Annotated in this window: 16 protein-coding genes; 5 read left to right on the top strand and 11 right to left on the bottom strand. The window is 63.0% G+C overall.

Annotation, left to right across the window (positions count from 1 at the left end; genetic code table 11):
• The 4 genes from AB7F49_RS19300 to AB7F49_RS19285 all read right to left on the bottom strand — a co-directional run.
• On the bottom strand, positions 1–360 hold a 360-nt coding region (locus tag AB7F49_RS19300; protein WP_428525271.1), incomplete at its 3' end, for a TAXI family TRAP transporter solute-binding subunit.
• Between the two features lie 29 nt (positions 361–389).
• Positions 390–794, bottom strand: a complete 405-nt coding sequence (locus AB7F49_RS19295; RefSeq protein ID WP_428525269.1) for a RidA family protein — start codon at positions 792–794, stop codon at positions 390–392.
• Between the two features lie 30 nt (positions 795–824).
• Positions 825–1,955: an LVIVD repeat-containing protein gene (locus AB7F49_RS19290; protein WP_428525267.1), complete on the bottom strand. Its 1,131-nt coding sequence runs from the start codon at positions 1,953–1,955 to the stop codon at positions 825–827.
• 136 nt (positions 1,956–2,091) lie between these two features.
• Positions 2,092–3,249, bottom strand: coding sequence for a cupin domain-containing protein (locus AB7F49_RS19285; RefSeq protein WP_428525265.1), 1,158 nt, complete (start codon positions 3,247–3,249; stop codon positions 2,092–2,094).
• 145 nt (positions 3,250–3,394) lie between these two features.
• Here AB7F49_RS19285 and AB7F49_RS19280 point away from each other — a divergent pair, with 145 nt between their 5' ends.
• Positions 3,395–4,171 (top strand): FadR/GntR family transcriptional regulator, encoded by a 777-nt coding sequence (locus AB7F49_RS19280; protein WP_428525264.1) that lies wholly within the window; start codon positions 3,395–3,397, stop codon positions 4,169–4,171.
• A gap of 66 nt (positions 4,172–4,237) precedes the next feature.
• On the opposite strand, the gene AB7F49_RS19275 is transcribed toward AB7F49_RS19280, so the two are convergent.
• Positions 4,238–4,525: a GIY-YIG nuclease family protein gene (locus AB7F49_RS19275; protein WP_428525262.1), complete on the bottom strand. Its 288-nt coding sequence runs from the start codon at positions 4,523–4,525 to the stop codon at positions 4,238–4,240.
• A gap of 113 nt (positions 4,526–4,638) precedes the next feature.
• Positions 4,639–5,544 carry a 3-keto-5-aminohexanoate cleavage protein gene (locus AB7F49_RS19270; protein ID WP_428525260.1) on the bottom strand — a complete coding sequence of 302 codons (906 nt, stop codon included), beginning with the start codon at positions 5,542–5,544 and terminating at the stop codon, positions 4,639–4,641.
• A 117-nt stretch (positions 5,545–5,661) separates the two neighbouring features.
• Here AB7F49_RS19270 and AB7F49_RS19265 point away from each other — a divergent pair, with 117 nt between their 5' ends.
• Positions 5,662–6,795 carry an FAD-dependent monooxygenase gene (locus AB7F49_RS19265; protein ID WP_428525258.1) on the top strand — a complete coding sequence of 378 codons (1,134 nt, stop codon included), beginning with the start codon at positions 5,662–5,664 and terminating at the stop codon, positions 6,793–6,795.
• Between the two features lie 53 nt (positions 6,796–6,848).
• Here AB7F49_RS19265 and AB7F49_RS19260 read toward each other — a convergent pair whose 3' ends face one another.
• The 5 genes from AB7F49_RS19260 to AB7F49_RS19240 form a co-directional block, all read right to left on the bottom strand.
• Positions 6,849–8,000 carry an acyl-CoA dehydrogenase family protein gene (locus tag AB7F49_RS19260; RefSeq protein WP_428525256.1) on the bottom strand — a complete coding sequence of 384 codons (1,152 nt, stop codon included), beginning with the start codon at positions 7,998–8,000 and terminating at the stop codon, positions 6,849–6,851.
• Between the two features lie 115 nt (positions 8,001–8,115).
• A complete protein-coding gene (locus tag AB7F49_RS19255; RefSeq protein ID WP_428525254.1) occupies positions 8,116–8,838 on the bottom strand; it encodes an ABC transporter ATP-binding protein in 723 nt (240 codons plus the stop codon).
• Entirely contained in the window at positions 8,835–10,610 is a 1,776-nt protein-coding gene (locus AB7F49_RS19250) for an ABC transporter permease subunit (RefSeq protein WP_428525252.1), read from the bottom strand. Before AB7F49_RS19250 ends, AB7F49_RS19255 begins: the two co-directional genes overlap by 4 nt.
• A 2-nt stretch (positions 10,611–10,612) precedes the next feature.
• A complete protein-coding gene (locus tag AB7F49_RS19245; protein ID WP_428525250.1) occupies positions 10,613–11,662 on the bottom strand; it encodes a branched-chain amino acid ABC transporter permease in 1,050 nt (349 codons plus the stop codon).
• Between the two features lie 144 nt (positions 11,663–11,806).
• On the bottom strand, positions 11,807–12,952 hold the full coding sequence (locus AB7F49_RS19240) for an ABC transporter substrate-binding protein (protein WP_428525248.1): 1,146 nt from the start codon (positions 12,950–12,952) through the stop codon (positions 11,807–11,809).
• A 118-nt stretch (positions 12,953–13,070) separates the two neighbouring features.
• On the opposite strand from AB7F49_RS19240, the gene AB7F49_RS19235 reads away from it, so the two are divergent.
• The 3 genes from AB7F49_RS19235 to AB7F49_RS19225 all read left to right on the top strand — a co-directional run bounded on the left by AB7F49_RS19235 (position 13,071) and on the right by AB7F49_RS19225 (position 15,608).
• Entirely contained in the window at positions 13,071–14,024 is a 954-nt protein-coding gene (locus AB7F49_RS19235) for a 3-hydroxyacyl-CoA dehydrogenase NAD-binding domain-containing protein (RefSeq protein ID WP_428525246.1), read from the top strand.
• Positions 14,025–14,026: 2 nt separating this feature from the next.
• Complete coding sequence (locus AB7F49_RS19230) at positions 14,027–14,638, top strand: TetR/AcrR family transcriptional regulator (RefSeq protein WP_428525244.1); 612 nt, start codon at positions 14,027–14,029, stop codon at positions 14,636–14,638.
• Between the two features lie 151 nt (positions 14,639–14,789).
• Positions 14,790–15,608, top strand: coding sequence for an N-acetylmuramoyl-L-alanine amidase family protein (locus AB7F49_RS19225; protein ID WP_428525242.1), 819 nt, complete (start codon positions 14,790–14,792; stop codon positions 15,606–15,608).
• Positions 15,609–15,624: the final 16 nt, after the last annotated feature.

Raw genomic sequence — 15,624 nt, 5'->3', positions numbered from 1 at the left:
CCCCACCGGGCTCGGGAACAGTGCCGCGACCAGCCTGATATCCTTCTGCGGGTTGCCCTTGAACGGGCCGGTGCCGCGGATCGCGTCGCCGAGATCGGGCATCACGACCGCCGCGACGTCGAGCTCTCCGGAATTGACCAGCGGCAGATAGGAGGTCGGACCGCCGAAAGCCTGCACCGTGGTGTTGATGTCGCCCGTGCTCTTGAAGGCCTGGGCGAGCGCGGCATTCACGCCGTAATTCTGCGAGCCCTGTTGTCCGGCGGCGAAACGCACATTCGGCGCCTGCGCCTGTGCGGCAACGGCGACGGTGAGCATCGTACCCGCCGTGATCACGGCCTTTAGCAAACGCATTCCCATCATCTCTGTCTCCCGCTGAAGGTCCGGCACACTCATTTTTTCAATGGCTTGTAGACGATGCACTCGATCTCGATCTTGGTGTTGATGACGGCGCGCGCTTCCACGGTCGTGCGCGCCAGGATCGCGTCCTTGAACATCTCCCCGAACACCTTGTTGTAGCGCCCGAAGTCTCTTGTATCCTGCAGATAGGTTGTCGCCCGCACCACATCGGCAAGCGTCGCACCTTCCTGCGCGATGATGCGCTCGATGGTCTCGATGGTCGCTCTCGTCTCTTCCTCGATGGTGCCGTCGATCATGTTGTTGTCGGCATCCTTCGCAACTTGCCCCGACACGAAGATGTAATCGCCGGCACGCACCGCCGGATGAAAAGGCAGGTTCGGATTCTTCTTGCCGATCGGATAGACATCGGCGCGCTTCAGCTTGGTCAGGTCATCCATAACTCTTGCCTTCTTTAGCCTTCAGCTATCTCACGAGAATGCGCTGGTCTCGATGATGTCGACGCCGTGGACGCGATCGACCAGATAGACAAGTCCGCGATCGTCCACGGTCACGTCATTCGACGAGGGGCGCTCGGCGCCAGGCGCCGCATCGGGCATGTAATAACCGACCTCGCGCGGCGCGTAAGGATCGGCGAAATCGACCAGCCGCAATCCCTGAGCGAACCAGGCAAATGGCACGATGGTGCCGTGGAAGCGCTCGGACGGCTGATGGCAGCCGGTCATCGGCGGCTGCGGCGCGCCGTCGATGTCGAGGCCCGGCACCTGCCAGGTGGCGATCGACACCGGCATCTGCTCGTTGGTGATGTCGTAGACCCAGATGAAGCTCGGCGCCGCAGGCCAAAGCTTCGCGACGTCTTCGTCGGCGACGATCATGACATCGCGGCCACGCAGCTTCTGCGGCATTCGGAGGCAGGTGTGGGTCGGATGCGGATAGACCGGCGAGGTATTGACGCCGGAAATCGCCTTCGGCTTCGACATGTCGGATATGTCGAGGATGAAAAAGCCATGGTGCCAGTAGCTGACATAGAGCCGATCGCCGAACCGCAGCGGATGATGGCAGCGCGGCAGCACCCAGTTGTCCCACGGATATGGTTCACCGCCCGCGGTGTGCTGCCCGGGAATCCACCAGCGCCCGACTTCCTGCGGCTTCGCAGGGTCTGCAAGGTCGAGGATCATCACGATATTGCCGACATAGCCTTCGACCGTCGGCGAGATATAGGCGTAGCGTCCGTCGAAATCGAAACGATGCACGCCGCCGCCCCTCGTCATCCACTTGGTGATCAGCTTTGGCGCTGACGGCTTCGACACGTCGTAGATTGCCAGTCCCCCACCGAATTCTTCCGGGCCGGCCTTGTTGAAGCGCTCGTGGTTGACCAGCATCACGCCGTTCGACACCCGCACCTTGTGCGAATGCCAGCCTTCGGGAACATCGATGGTGGCGAGATGCTTCGGATTGGCCGGATCCGACACGTCAACGATGGTCGTGCCGGAGGTCGGGCGCTGATGCCCGACATACATGATGCCGTTCTCGACCCAGACCTGGCCGCCGCCGGGGCAATCGAAATGCGAAACCAGGGTGGTGTTGGAACGCGACAGCACGGATCAACCTCTACATTCCTCAAACCGGCTTGAAAACCGGCAACTTCAACGCGGTCGTCCCCGCGAAAGCGGGGACCCATATTCCAGAGCCGTGGCTGTGGGTCCCCGCCTTCGCGGGGACGACACCATTTTTGTTCTACGCCAGCTGAACGACCTGGTCGTGCTTGTCGCGGCCCCACTTCTTGAACAGATCGAGCTTCTTCAGGGTCGGCTCGTCGCTCGCGACGAACAGGAAGAGCGGGTCCTTGTCGGAGCCGTTGACATGCTCGCACCACGTGCCGCCCGGCACCGCAAGCGTATCGAATTCCTTCCAGTCGAATCGTTGTCCGTCGATGATGGAATGGCCGCTGCCTTCGAACGGGGCGACCAGAAGATTGCCGGTCTGACGGATTGGCCTCGTTCGCTCGCCGGGTCGCAGCATTTGCGCAAAGAAGGTAATGGTCTTGAACACCGGACCGCCCGTGGTTGGATCGATATATTCGACCATCAGTGCTTCGTAGGGGTCGCCCTCCCAGTCCTTATGGCGCTCCAGCAGTTCGCGCATCATGTCCCAGCGATAGACGAACATCGGCGAGGAGAACCCGGCTCCGCGCTTCTCCTTGCTGGCAAAGCGCGGCATCAGGCCGCCATAACCATAGATGCGCTGCGAATAATCCGAGGTGAAGCGCGGCGTCTGCTGCTTCTTCTGGACCATCTTGCCGTTCTCTTCTTCCATGGAGTTGTGGTCGAAATGCACGGCATTCAGGGTCTCGACCAGCGGGAAGTCGAGCACCGACAGATTGAGCGCCTGCTCTCCGCCGACAGTCCCGTGATTGTGCCAGGTGTCGTTCGGAGTGAGCACCATGTCACCCGGGCCGAATACGATGTCCTCGCCGTCGACGCCGGTAAAGTTGCCCTTGCCCTTCAGTCCGAAGCGGATGGCACTCGGCGAATGTTTGTGCGGGGGCATGATCTCGTTGGCATCGTTCAGACGATAGGCCGTGTACATCGTCGACACGCTGGCCCGTTTCGGCGCCAGGCCCGGATTCACGAGGATGAGCGAGCGGCGCTCGGAATCGTCCATCGTGATCAATTCGACCGCCTGGTTCAGAATTGGTTCGATATCCTCCGCGCAGCGCCAGACATAGGGAATGGCCTTCTTGCCGCCCATCAGCTGCTTGATCTCGTCGTTCGTGACGTCGCTCGACTGCGCCCAGAACGGAAACATGCTCTTGGCCGCAATGTCGTCGTAGAGCGACTTCAGGGCGGCATCGCGATTGGGCAGGCGGTGAACGTTGGAGGCTGGTGGGGTCATGTCATTTCTCCGCCGGTGAAACGATCCGATCTGCTGAAAGGCTAGCAAAGCTGGTCCGACCGTCAATCGCCGAAAGCGTACCAGTTTGCGCAACTGGTCCGCATTGGTATAGTTCGTGAAGTCACCGCAACCACGGGGAGCGCCGTTGGACGACGCATCTCACCACGCCTCCGATCTGCGCACGCCATCGCGCGACATGTCGACGCGCGCGGACACAAGGCTGAGCCATCGCGACGCGGCAGAGCGCATCCGCACGATGATTGACGGCGGCCGTTTGCGCGGACCCGGACGGCTCGGCGCCGGGCGCTTGCCGTCGGAGCGCGAATTGTCCGAAGAACTCGGCGTCAGCCGCCGCGTATTGCGGCAGGCCCTTGGACTGCTTGAAGCGGAAGGCCGGATCAGCAGGCAGCACGGGCGCGGAACCTTTGCAACCGATGCGCGTCACGCGACCGAAAGCCTCGTGCACGAAATGTCGCGGCTGACCAATCCGGTCGATACCCTGGAAGCGCGGCTTGCGGTCGAGCCGATGCAGGCGCGGCTTGCAGCGCTGCGTGCGACCCGCGGCGATATCGACCGGCTGTTCGAAGCGGCGGATGCCAGCCGCGACGCCAGGGACCCGCTGTCCTACGAGAAGGCGGACGCCGCGTTCCACCGGCGGATTGCGGCCGCCGCACGCAATCCGCTCCTGATCGCGATTTTCGACGCAATGCTGGAGACCGCGCTGGAAGGTGCATGGCGGCACGGGCGCGAGACGGCCCATTGCATCAACAATCAGGCGGCCTATGCCGCCGATCATCGCAGGATCGCGGTCGCGATCGCCGAGCGCAATGCCGCGCAGGCCGAGGCCACGATGCGCGCCCATCTCACCGGCGTGCAGAAGCGCCTGATCGAGCACGCCTTCCCGGGCACGGTGACGGATTGATCCTTCTCTGGTCATTCCGGGACGGCACGGAAGCGCCGGACCTGGAATGCCCATTTCCAGTCGTGGTTATGGATTGCGGGTTCGCCGCTTCGCGGCGCCTTGGAACGACGTCGAGAGCACGCCCTTTCGAAACCTGCGGTCGCGCTTCAGGTACCACTCGCGGCTCATCGCGTCTTCACGGGTGTCGAAGCTTTCCGAATGCAGCAATGACCACACGCGGCCGCGCGTGGCGCGTGCCCCCTTCCCCGCATTGTGCTGCGCGAGCCTGCGCTCGAGATCGAGCGTCCACCCGACATAGGAGATCGGCCCGCGCGGGGTGTTGGTTCCGAGGATGTAGACGAAGGGCATGGCCATGACCTGACGACACGGTCAGTGTCTCAAGCGGTCCTTAAATGATTCTTGATGTCGCGGCCTCGGTCGGCCTCGCCGCTTCCCCGGTATGAGGGCGCAACCTTGCGCCGGATCATCTAGGCCGCGCTCTTCGCCTTGAGCTGCGGCAGGCCGATGATCTCGCGCGCTTCCGAAGGCGTCGCCGGCTCCAGTCCGAACTCGCGGATGATGCGCACGATGCGCTCCACCAGCTCGACATTGTTCGCCAGCCGCCCCTTCGAATAATACAGATTATCCTCGAGCCCGACGCGGACATGGCCGCCGAGAAGGAGCGACTGCACCGCGGCGTTGAGTTGCGCGATCCCGATGGCGCTGACATTGAAGATCGCGCCTTCCGGCATCAGTTCGACCATCTGCTGCAGGATCTTGGGCGTATAGGGCATCGCGCCCTGGAAGCCACGATGCACATTCAGCACGAAATTGACGAAATACGGCTTGGTATCGAGCCCGGCGTCGAGACACGACTGCACGTCCTGCAGCAGATGGGTCGGCGAGAACACCTCCCATTCCGGCTTGATGCCGCGCTTCTGCATTTCCTTCGCCAGAAACTTGCAGCGTTCCGGCGAGGTATTCATCAGGATTTCGCGGCCCTCGAAGGTCGCGATGATGGTGGTCGGATCGAGCGTGCACATCTCGGCGCCCGCCTCCATGCCTTTCAGCCGCTCCTCCCAGATGATTTCCGGATAGCCGTTCGGCCCCGTACGCACCATGTCTCCGTTGATGCCGCCGCCGGTGGAATTGTTGATGATGATGTCGCATTTCTCGCGGATCAGCCCGTTGATCCTGCGATAAATGTCAGGATTGCAGGTGGCGAGATCGTCAGGCCTTCGCGCATGCACGGCGACAAGGCTCGCGCCCGCATTGTAGCAGCGATGCACGTCGTCGGCGATCTCCTGCGGCTGGGTCGGGAGATTGGGATTCTGGTTCTTCGATGCCATGCCCCCGGTCGGGGCGATGGTGACGATGACCTTGTTGGTGCTCATGCTTTCGCTCCCTGCGGCTGAACGCGCGGGTTTCATCCCGCGTCCGTACTATTTAGTATGGACTTCGGTGCTGCCATTTGTCAATTTGGTCAATCGTTCAATTTCGCCGGGGCAGACATGCGGATCGTGATCATCGGCGCGGGGCCGGCCGGGCTGTATCTGTCATTGCTCCTGAAGCGCAGCCGCCTCGACGTTTCGCTCCAGGTGGTCGAACAGAATGCGCCGGATTCCACCTTCGGCTTCGGAGTGGTGTTTTCCGAGGATGCGCTGGAATTCCTGAAGCAGGACGATCCGGAAATCTTCAACGCCATCACGCCGGAACTCGAGCGCTGGCGCGGTATCGCGATCCATCACCGTGGCGAGCGCGTGATGCTGGACGGGATCGGCTTCACCGCGATCGGGCGGCTGCAGCTCCTGCAGCTCTTGCAGAAACAGGCATACGCCGAAGGCGTCAAGGTCACCTTCAACCGTCCGGTGAACGATCTTTCGGAATTTTCGGATGCCGACATGATCGTGGGCGCCGACGGGGTGACCTCGCTGGTGCGGCGCAGCGACGAAGCGGGATTCGGTACCAGCATCTCCTACCTCAGCAATCGCTTCGCCTGGTTCGGCACGACAAAGGTGTTCGACACGCTGAGCCAGACGTTCCTCGAAACGCCGCACGGGCCGATCAACGCGCACCACTATCGCTATTCACCAACCATGAGCACATTCCTGGTCGAATGCACCGACCAGACCTTCTTCGCCTCGGGCTTCGACAGGATGAGCGAAGACGAAACTCGCATCGCGCTGGAGCGCGTCTTCGCTGCGACGCTCGATGGCCACGCGCTGGTCTCCAACCGTTCCATCTGGCGCCAATTCCCGATCATCCACAACGAACGCTGGTTCACCGGCAACAAGGTGATCCTGGGCGACGCCCTGCACACCGCGCATTTTTCGATCGGTTCGGGCACGCGGCTCGCGATCGAGGACGCCATCGCGCTGGCCCGCGCCATCAAGGCCAGTTCAGACGATGCCAGGGCGGCGATGGCTGCCTATCAGGCGCAGCGCAAGCCTGTCCTCGACAAGCTGGTCGCCGCCGCCAATGCGAGCGCAGCGTGGTACGAGACTTTCGGAGAGCACATGGCGCTGCCGCCTTACGACTTCGCGATGTCGTATCTGTCGCGCACCGGGCGGATGGATATCGAGCGCATTCGCAAGGTCGCGCCGGAGTTTGTCGCGGAATGGGAGAGGCGGAAAAGCACCGCGTAACCGCCGTCATTCCGGGCTCGCCTGCTTCGCAAGCACCCCGGACTTGACATCGCCTATTGCGGCTTCAGGCCCATGCCGCCCGCAATCATGTTGCGCATGATCTGCGAGGTACCCGCTACCACCGTCGCGATGCGTGAATCGCGATAATGCCGCTGCATCGGATAGTCCATGGAATAGCCGTTGCCGCCATAGATCTGCATGCCGAGATTGGCGACCCTCACATAGACCTCGGACGCGAACAGCTTCGCCATGTTGATCTCGTTCATGGCGCTCTTGCCGGCATCGACCATCCATGCCGCGCGATACATCAGCGAGCGCGCGGCCTCGACTTCGGTCTGCATGTCGGCCAGCATATGCGCGATCGACTGGAAGTTCCCGATCGGCCGGCCGAACTGTTTGCGCTCCTTGGCGTAGGCCAGCGCCAGATCGACCGCGCCCTGCGCCGAACCGACATCGCAGGCTGCGACCGTGATCCGTTCGGTCTGCAGCCCTGACAAGAGGCAGTCCCAGCCCTTGTTGACGCCGCCGATCAGTTGATCCTCCGGCACGCGGACATTGTCCAGCGCCACCTCGTAGGTGCCCATGCAATAGCGTCCGAGCATGTCGAGCTTCTTCATCGAGATGCCCGGCCGGTTGTTGTCGACCAGAAACAGCGACATGCCCTGCCGGTAATGCGCGTCCATGTCGGTGCGCGCATAGAGACAGATCACGTTGTCCTTCGCGCCCGCACCGGACTGCCACACCTTGTGGCCGTTCAGCACCCAGTCGCTGCCGTCCTTGCGCGCGTTGGTGCGGATCGCGCCGACATCGGAGCCGGCATCCGGCTCGGAAATGCCGATCGAGAACTTGATCCGGCCGTCAATCTGCGCCGGTATCCATTTCTTCTTCTGCTCGTCGGAACCCTTGCGCGCGACCGTGAGCCCGCAAAACAGGCCGCCCGCATAAGCCATCACCAGATCGGCGCTGGTGCGTCCAATCTCTTCCGACACCAGCGCAAGATCGAGCACGCTGCCGCCCGACCCGCCCAGTTCCTCCGGAAACGGCAAGCTGAACAGTCCGGCTTCGACCCAGGCATCATACAATTCAGTTGGATAGGCCTTCTCGCGATCGACCCGCGCGACATATTCGGGCGTTGCGACGCGGTCCATCAGCTTGCGCACAGAGTCGCGGAGAAGAATCTGTTCTTCGGTGAATGAAAAATCCACGATGTTGCTCCTCACCATCGTTGGTCGTCGCCGCGAAGGCGGGGACCAATATTCCAGAGTTGTGGTTATGGGTCCCCGCTTTCGCGAGGACGATCACAGTGGTTTAGAGCGCCGATTACGAGGCGCTGCGGCCCAGATACGTCGCCATCACCTTCGGATCGCGCATCAGATCGGAGGCCTGCCCCTGATGCACGAGCTCGCCGGATTCCAGCACATAGCCATAATCCGCAGTCTCAAGCGCGGCCCGCGCATTCTGCTCGACCAGCAGCATGGTGACGCCCTCCTCGCCAAGCTTCGCGATGATGCGGAAAATCTCGCGCACGATCAGCGGCGCCAGCCCCAGACTCGGCTCGTCCAGCATCAAGAGCCTGGGCCGTCCCATCAGCGCGCGGCCCAGCGCGAGCATCTGCCGCTCGCCGCCGGACAGCGTGCCCGCGAGTTGCGCCCGCCGCTCGCGCAGCCGGGGAAACAGTTCATAGACGCGATCGAAATCCTCCTTCACCTGTGCGGCCTTGCGCCGGTGAACATACGCGCCCAGCAGCAGATTGTCCGCCACCACCATGTCGGTGAAGAGTTCGCGGGTCTCGGGCACCAGCACGACGCCGCGCTCGACACGCGCCTCGACCTCGGTCTTGCCGAAATCGGCCCCGCCATACGTGATCGTTCCGACAGACGGCAATTGCCCGATCAGCGCCTTGAGCAGCGTGGTCTTGCCGGCGCCGTTCGGGCCGATGATGGTCGCGATCTTTCCCTCCTCGACCGCGAAACTCACGTCCTTCACGGCGGTCAGCTTGCCGTAGGAGACCGAGAGATTCCTCGCCTCGAGCATCGCGGTCATTCGACGCTCCCGAGATAGGCTTCCTGCACCGCCGGATTACTCTGGATCTCCGCAGGCACCCCCTCGGCAAGCTTCTTGCCGAAATCGAGCACCACGACCCGGTCGGCGAGGCTCATGACAAAGTCCATGTCATGCTCGACAAGGAGAATGGTCATCCCGTCGGCGCGCAACGAGCGCAGCAGATCGGCCAGCGCCTGCTTTTCCAGACTGCGCAAACCGGCGGCCGGTTCGTCCAGCATGATCAGGAGCGGGGCCGCCGCGAGCGCACGCGCCACTTCCAGTACACGCTGCTGGCCAAGCGCCAGATTGCCGGCGAGTTCATGCGCCTTGTCGGCAAGCCCGACGCGTTCGAGCTCCCGCATGGCCCCGCGATAGACCGCGCCCTCTTCCGCACGATCGAGCTTCAGCGCGCCGGCCAGAAAGCCTGCCCGTGTGCGCCGGTAGGTGCCGAGCATGACGTTCTCCAGCAACGTCATCGTTGGCCTCAGCTTCACATGCTGGAAGGTGCGTGCCATGCCGAGCGACACAACCTCATGCGGCTTGATGCCGGAGAGATCGCGTCCCGAAAAGTTTACCCTGCCGGCCGTCTCGGGAAGCGCGCCGGTGATGAGATTGAAGGTGGTGCTCTTGCCCGCACCGTTCGGGCCGATCAGCGCGGTGATGGTCCCGGCCTTCACGTCAAAGGACACATTGTCCACCGCGACAAGTCCACCGAAGCGCTTGGTCAGCCCATCGACCTTCAGAAGCACGGTGCCAATGCCCGGCGCCGGCTTTTTCGGAAGCTCGGCGGTGGACGCGGCGGCCGCCGGCGCGGCTCGCACCGGCTGCGGCAAATACTGACGCATCAGCGGTACCATGCCGCTGCGTGACTTGTGCAGGAGCAGAATGAACAGGCAGCCGAACACTACGATTTCGAGATTGGCGGCGTTGGTCGAGAGGTGCGGCAGCAGATCTTGCAGCCAGTTCTTCAGCAGCGCGACCGATGCAGCGCCGACAACCGCTCCAGCGATCGTGCCCGCTCCACCGAGGACGGCCATCAACAGATATTCGATTCCGGCATTCAGTCCGAACGGCGCAGGACTGACGAAGCGTGTCATATGCGCGTACAGCCATCCGGCGATGCCCGCCAGCGCCGCGGCAAGTATGAACACCCACAGCCGCACCCAGAACACATCGATGCCGAGGCTTTCCGACATGGCCCGGCCGCCGCGCAGCGCACGGATCGCGCGACCCTGCCGCGACTTGAGGAGATTGGCGGCGCCGAGCAAGGCGGCACCACAGAAAGCCCAGATGATATAGTAAAGTCTCTCGGGCTCATCGAAGTCGTAACCGAATATCGACACCGGCGGTATGTCGCCGATGCCGCCATGCGAACCGAGAAACTGGAAATTGCCGAAGCTGTAATAGATTGCCATGCCCCAGGCGATGGTGGTGAGCGGCAGGTAATGCCCGCCGAGATGCAGCGTGATGTAGCCGAGCACGAGCGCGACGATCGAGCTCAGGGCGATGCCGGCAAGGAGCCCGACCCAGGGCGAGATTCCGGCCGCGGTCGTCAGATAGGCCGTGGCATAGGCGCCGAGGCCCACGAATGCGGCCTGCCCGAACGAGGTGATGCCACCGCAGCCGGTGAGCAGCACGAGGCCGAGCGTGATCAGCGTGTAGATGCCGATATAATTCATCAGAGTGACGATGAACCCGCCGTGAAACAGCGGCAGCACCGCGACCGCGATCGCGAGCAATGCAAGAAGCGCGATGCGGAGCCGGGACAGCATCGCTATTCTTCCTCGTGCTCTTCGTCGTCATGCGACGAGACGTAGAGCCACCGCCACAGCACGATCGGAATGATCGCGGCGAACACGATCGCGTCCTTGAATGCGCTGTAATAGAACGAGCCGAAGGACTCCACGAGGCCGATCAGGATCGCGCCGACGGCGGCCAGCGGATAGCTGACGAATCCGCCGACCACCGAGCCGATAAAGCCTTTCAGCCCGACGATCAGGCCGGTGTCGTAATAGATCGTGGTGGTCGGCGATATCAGAATGCCGGCAATTGCCGCGATCCCCGCCGCAAGCAGGAACGACATCGCGCCGGCGCGGGTGGTCCAGATACCGACCAGCCGCGCGCCCTCCCGGTTGATTGCGACCGCCCGCAGCGCCTTGCCCGCAACGGTGAAGCGGAAAAACACGAAGAGGATGGCCGAAAAGATCGCCGCCGCGCCGACGATCAGTATCAACTGCTGCGGGACCGGGAAGCCGCCGATTGTCACGTCGCCCGAGACGAAGGCTTGCGTCCGTAATCCTTCGGGCCCGAAATAGAGAAGCGCGAGCCCCGTGATCGCGAAATGCAGCGCGACCGCGACCATGAGCAGCACCAGCACCGGCGCGGTCGCGATCGGCTGGAATACCACGCGATAGAGCAGCGGCCCCAGCGGCAGCACCAGTGCGATGGTCAGCAGCATCGCCACCGGCAGCGACAGATTCTGCGCGCCGATGAGAAAGGCCGCCCCAACCGGAATCGACGGGACGATGACCCAGGTCAGGAACGCCTTGGGAACAAGCGACAACCGCTTCTGCTGGATCAACGAACCGGCCTCGACCAGAAAGGCAAGCCCTGCCAGCGTCAGCACCAGCCAGACCGTGCCCGGCATGCGCTGCAATTCGAACGAGCCCAGCGTCAATGCCGAATAGGCGACGAGATCGCCATACGAGACGAAGATCACGCGCGTCACGTTGAAGATCAGCACGATTCCGAGCGCCATCAGCACATAGATCGCGCCGGTGCCGATCGCGTCCTGAACCAGAAGGACGAAAATCTCGAACGTCATGTTCCCGCCCGCGCGCGACTTTCTTGCCTGAAATCGTCAGCGCGTTCCTTGAAGGCGCCGCGAGCGCGCCTCGAACCCCGCCCGGAACCTGCAACGTCACATCCGGCCGGGCATTGAACCCGGCCGGATGAGCCTATCGAGCCGCTAGTTCGGCAGATATTTCCACTGGCCGTCCTTGACCTGCACCAGAATGACGGAGCGCTCGTCGACGCCGTAGGACGAGCCATCGGGGAACTGATACACGCCGTTGGTGCCGACCAGGTTCTTCACGTTGCGGACTTCGTCACGCACCGCCTGGCGAAATTCCTGCGTGCCGGGCTTCGCCTTCTTCAGCGCGCGCGGGATTGCATCCTGCAGAGTCAGCACGCCGTCATAGGCGAAAGCCGCAAAGCTGTTCCAGCTGCCCTTGCCGTTGATGTCCTCGTACTTCTTGATGAAGTCCTTGGAAACACCCTTGATTGGATTGGTGTCAGGCAACTGGTCGGCACCGCCGATCGGACCGGTCACGCCAACCACGTTTTCGACAGCCTTGCCGCCGACGCGCAGATAGTCCTGATTGAACACGCCGGGCGTCGCATAGACCGGACCCTTGAAGCCGCGTTCGGCAAGCGCGATGTGCGGCAACGCGCCCGGCGTACCGGAACCTCCGACCATGACCGCGTCGGGCCTTGCGGCGATGATCTTCAGCACCTGGCCGGTAACGCTGGTATCGGCACGGGCATAGCGCTCGTTGGTCACCACCTTGATGCCGGCCTTCTCGGCTGCGTCCTTCAGGCCGTTATATGCGATGTCGCCCCATGGATCGCTGAAGCCGATATAGGCGACCGTCTTGACGCCGCGCTTCTGCATGTCCTTGACCAGCGCGCCGGCCCAGAGGTTGGCCGGTTGCGGCATCGAGATCATCCACTTGTTCTTGTCGGCCGGGAAGGCGGCGGGCGCGAGCGCGACCTGCTGCACGCCGGCTTGCGAAGTCACATTGCCCATCGCCTGCGAGGCCGGAGTGTTGGAGCCACCGATCAGAATGTCGATCTTGTCGTCGGCGATCAGCTTCTGTGCATTCTTCACCGCGGTGGACGGATCGGATGCGTCGTCGAGGAAGATCAGCTGGACCTTCTCGCCGCCGATTTCCTTGGCCATCAGTTCGACGCCCTTGCGATAGGGAATGCCGAGCGATGCATTCGGTCCCGTCAGCGCCAGCACGACACCGATCTTGATGTCGGCATGCGCCGGAGTCGCAAGCGCAACGAAGGCTACGGCACACGCCGAAGCCAGCAGTTTCTTGATTGACATGATGTCCTCCCTGGCTCAATACGTACGAGTATGGATGTCGGGTTCTGCGGTGTCAATTCGCAAAACACCGGCGTGCTCCGCGACAGACTGCGCCCTTTGCGTATCGAGGTGAAGTCCAATGTTGCCGCAGGAACAACCCAAGCGCATCGGGCTTGTCGGCACCGGATCGGTCGGATCCGGTTGGGCCGCCATCTACCTTGCGCGCGGCTTTGAGGTGATCGCCTGCGATCCCGCGCCCGACGCCGAAATTCGCCTGCGCGCCTTTGTCGCCGACACATGGGACGCGCTGCAGCGCATCGGCCTTGCAACTGCAGATCGCGTACCGGAGCGCAAGCTCGCGTTCGCGGCCAATGCCGGAGCCGTCGCCGTCGCATCCGATTTCGTGCAGGAGAACGCACCGGAAAATCTCGCCCTCAAGCAGCAGGTCTATGCCGAGGTCGAGGATGCCGCGCCACCTACTCTCGTGATCGGATCGAGCACAGGCGGAATTCCGCCGACCGAGTTGCAGGCGAAGATGCGCCATCCGGAACGGCTGATCGTGTGCCATCCGTTCAACCCGCCGCATCTCGTGCCATTGATCGAGATCATCGGCGGCGTCAAGACCGCTCCCGACGTCGTCGACTGGGCGCTGCGCTTCTTCAGTTCGCTCGGCAAGAAGCCGATCCGCGTCGACAGGGAAGTCACAGCGTTTCTGACCAACCGCCTGCAATTTGCGCTGTTGCGCGAAGCCGTGCATTGCGTCGCCGAAGGTATCGCAAGCCCGCAGGCGATCGAGGACGCGATGCGCTACGGGCTCGGACCGCGCTGGGCGGTGATGGGCGCGCTCACCACCTTCACGCTGGCCGGCGGCGAAGGCGGCATGCCGCATGTGCTGAAGATCGCGCCCGAATTGCAGAAATGGATGGATGCCTGCGGTACGCCGCAACTCACGGACCCGGAGGTTCAGAAAAAGCTGATCGCGGCGGCCGAGGACATCACCGGGGGACGGTCCCTGCCCGAACTGATCGCATGGCGCAACGAACGGCTCGTCGATCTTCTGCGGGCGGTCGGCCCGGGCACGGAAAAAACCTGAGCATGGCACGAAGCGCCGCCAAATCGCAGAAGCCGGCGGCCGAGCCGCCGCTTGGCCGCAAGGACTGGATCGAAGCCGCGATCACGATGCTGGCCGAGGATAACGTCGAAGCGTTGCGCGTCGACACGCTCGCCGAAAAGCTCGGCGTCACCAAGGGCAGCTTCTACTGGCACTTCGAGGGACGCGAGGACCTGCTGTTTGCGGTGCTCGACGAGTGGCGGCTGCGCATGACGAGCCAGATCCAGTCGCTGATCCTCGACCGGTCCGGAACGCCTTGGGAGCGTGTCGAACGTCTGCTGCGTATCGCGATCTCGGCGCGGCCCGATGTCCCCGGCGGACCATTCGAGACGACGCTGCGCGACTGGGCACGGCGCGATGCCAAGGTTGCATCGGTCGTTCGCGACGTCGATGCCGAACGTGTCCGGTTCCTGCATCAGCTCTATCGGGAGGCGGGTCTGGACGGCAGCGACGTCGAGTATTTCGCGGAACTCCACATGGCCTTTGTCATCGGCACGCGGATCACGGTCGACCCGGCCGACCGCGACGAAATCAACCGCAGACGGCGGATCGGCGCGGCATTGCTGCTGCCACGCGAACGGGCAAAGAAACCCTGAACCCGCCCCCTTCCGCTTCGGTCCGCCGGTCCACCGCCTTGTTTTAATGCTCCTTATTAAAGACACAAGCGCCGGCTTTTGCTTGCTCCGTCAGCCCGATGCAACCTAGAATCGGGTATTCGAAACCGGGTTCGATTGGTTTGATCGCCTGATGCAACGACGCCGGATCATTGCCGCGACGGTCGCTCTTCTGACCGCCGGCGTTGCCGCACCCGCCTGGCCGCAGGCGGAAAGGCCGCGTCCCCCGGCGCAGGACGTGCAATGCAATCCGGCCTCCTTCCGTGTGATCGTGGATGTCGGACATACCCCGGAAAGTCCGGGCGCCATCAGTGCGCGCGGCGTCGACGAATACAATTTCAATCTTGCGCTTGCCAGGGTGATCGACGGCAAGCTTCGCGAAGCCGGCTTCGACCGCGCCCATCTTCTCCTTGCCAAAGGCGAGGCAATCCCGAGCCTGGTGCGGCGCGTCGCGCAGGCAAACGCCATGTCCGCCGATCTTCTGGTTTCGATCCACCACGATTCCGTGCCGGAAGCGTTCAAGACCAAATGGGATTTCGGCGGCAAGCCGCTCGCCTATAGCGATCGCTTCAAGGGCCATTCGATCTTCGTGTCGGCCGACAACGCCGACTATCAGGGCAGCGTCGCCTTTGCGAAGCTGCTTGGCGCCCGGCTGAAAGAGCGCGGGCTCGCCTATACTCCGCACTACAAGGAAGCGTTCATGGGTGCCCGACGGCGGCACCTGCTGGATGCGGATGCCGGCGTCTATCGCTACGACCAGCTCCTGATCCTGCGCACGACGCGCATGCCGAGCGTGCTGCTGGAGGCCGGCTCGATCATCAACCGCGACGAGGAATTGCTGATGGCGACGGAGGAGCATCAGTTGCGGATCGCCGGCGCGGTCACCGAGGCGGTCGAGCGCTTCTGCGCGCTGCGGGCGCCGCGGACCCAGCGCGCCAGCACCCACCGATGACCGGCTGGCTGGCTTT

Origin of the sequence: Pseudorhodoplanes sp. (genome assembly GCF_050250235.1) — a bacterium.
GTDB lineage: Bacteria > Pseudomonadota > Alphaproteobacteria > Rhizobiales > Xanthobacteraceae > Pseudorhodoplanes.
This window is presented reverse-complemented; position numbering and strand designations above follow the sequence as displayed.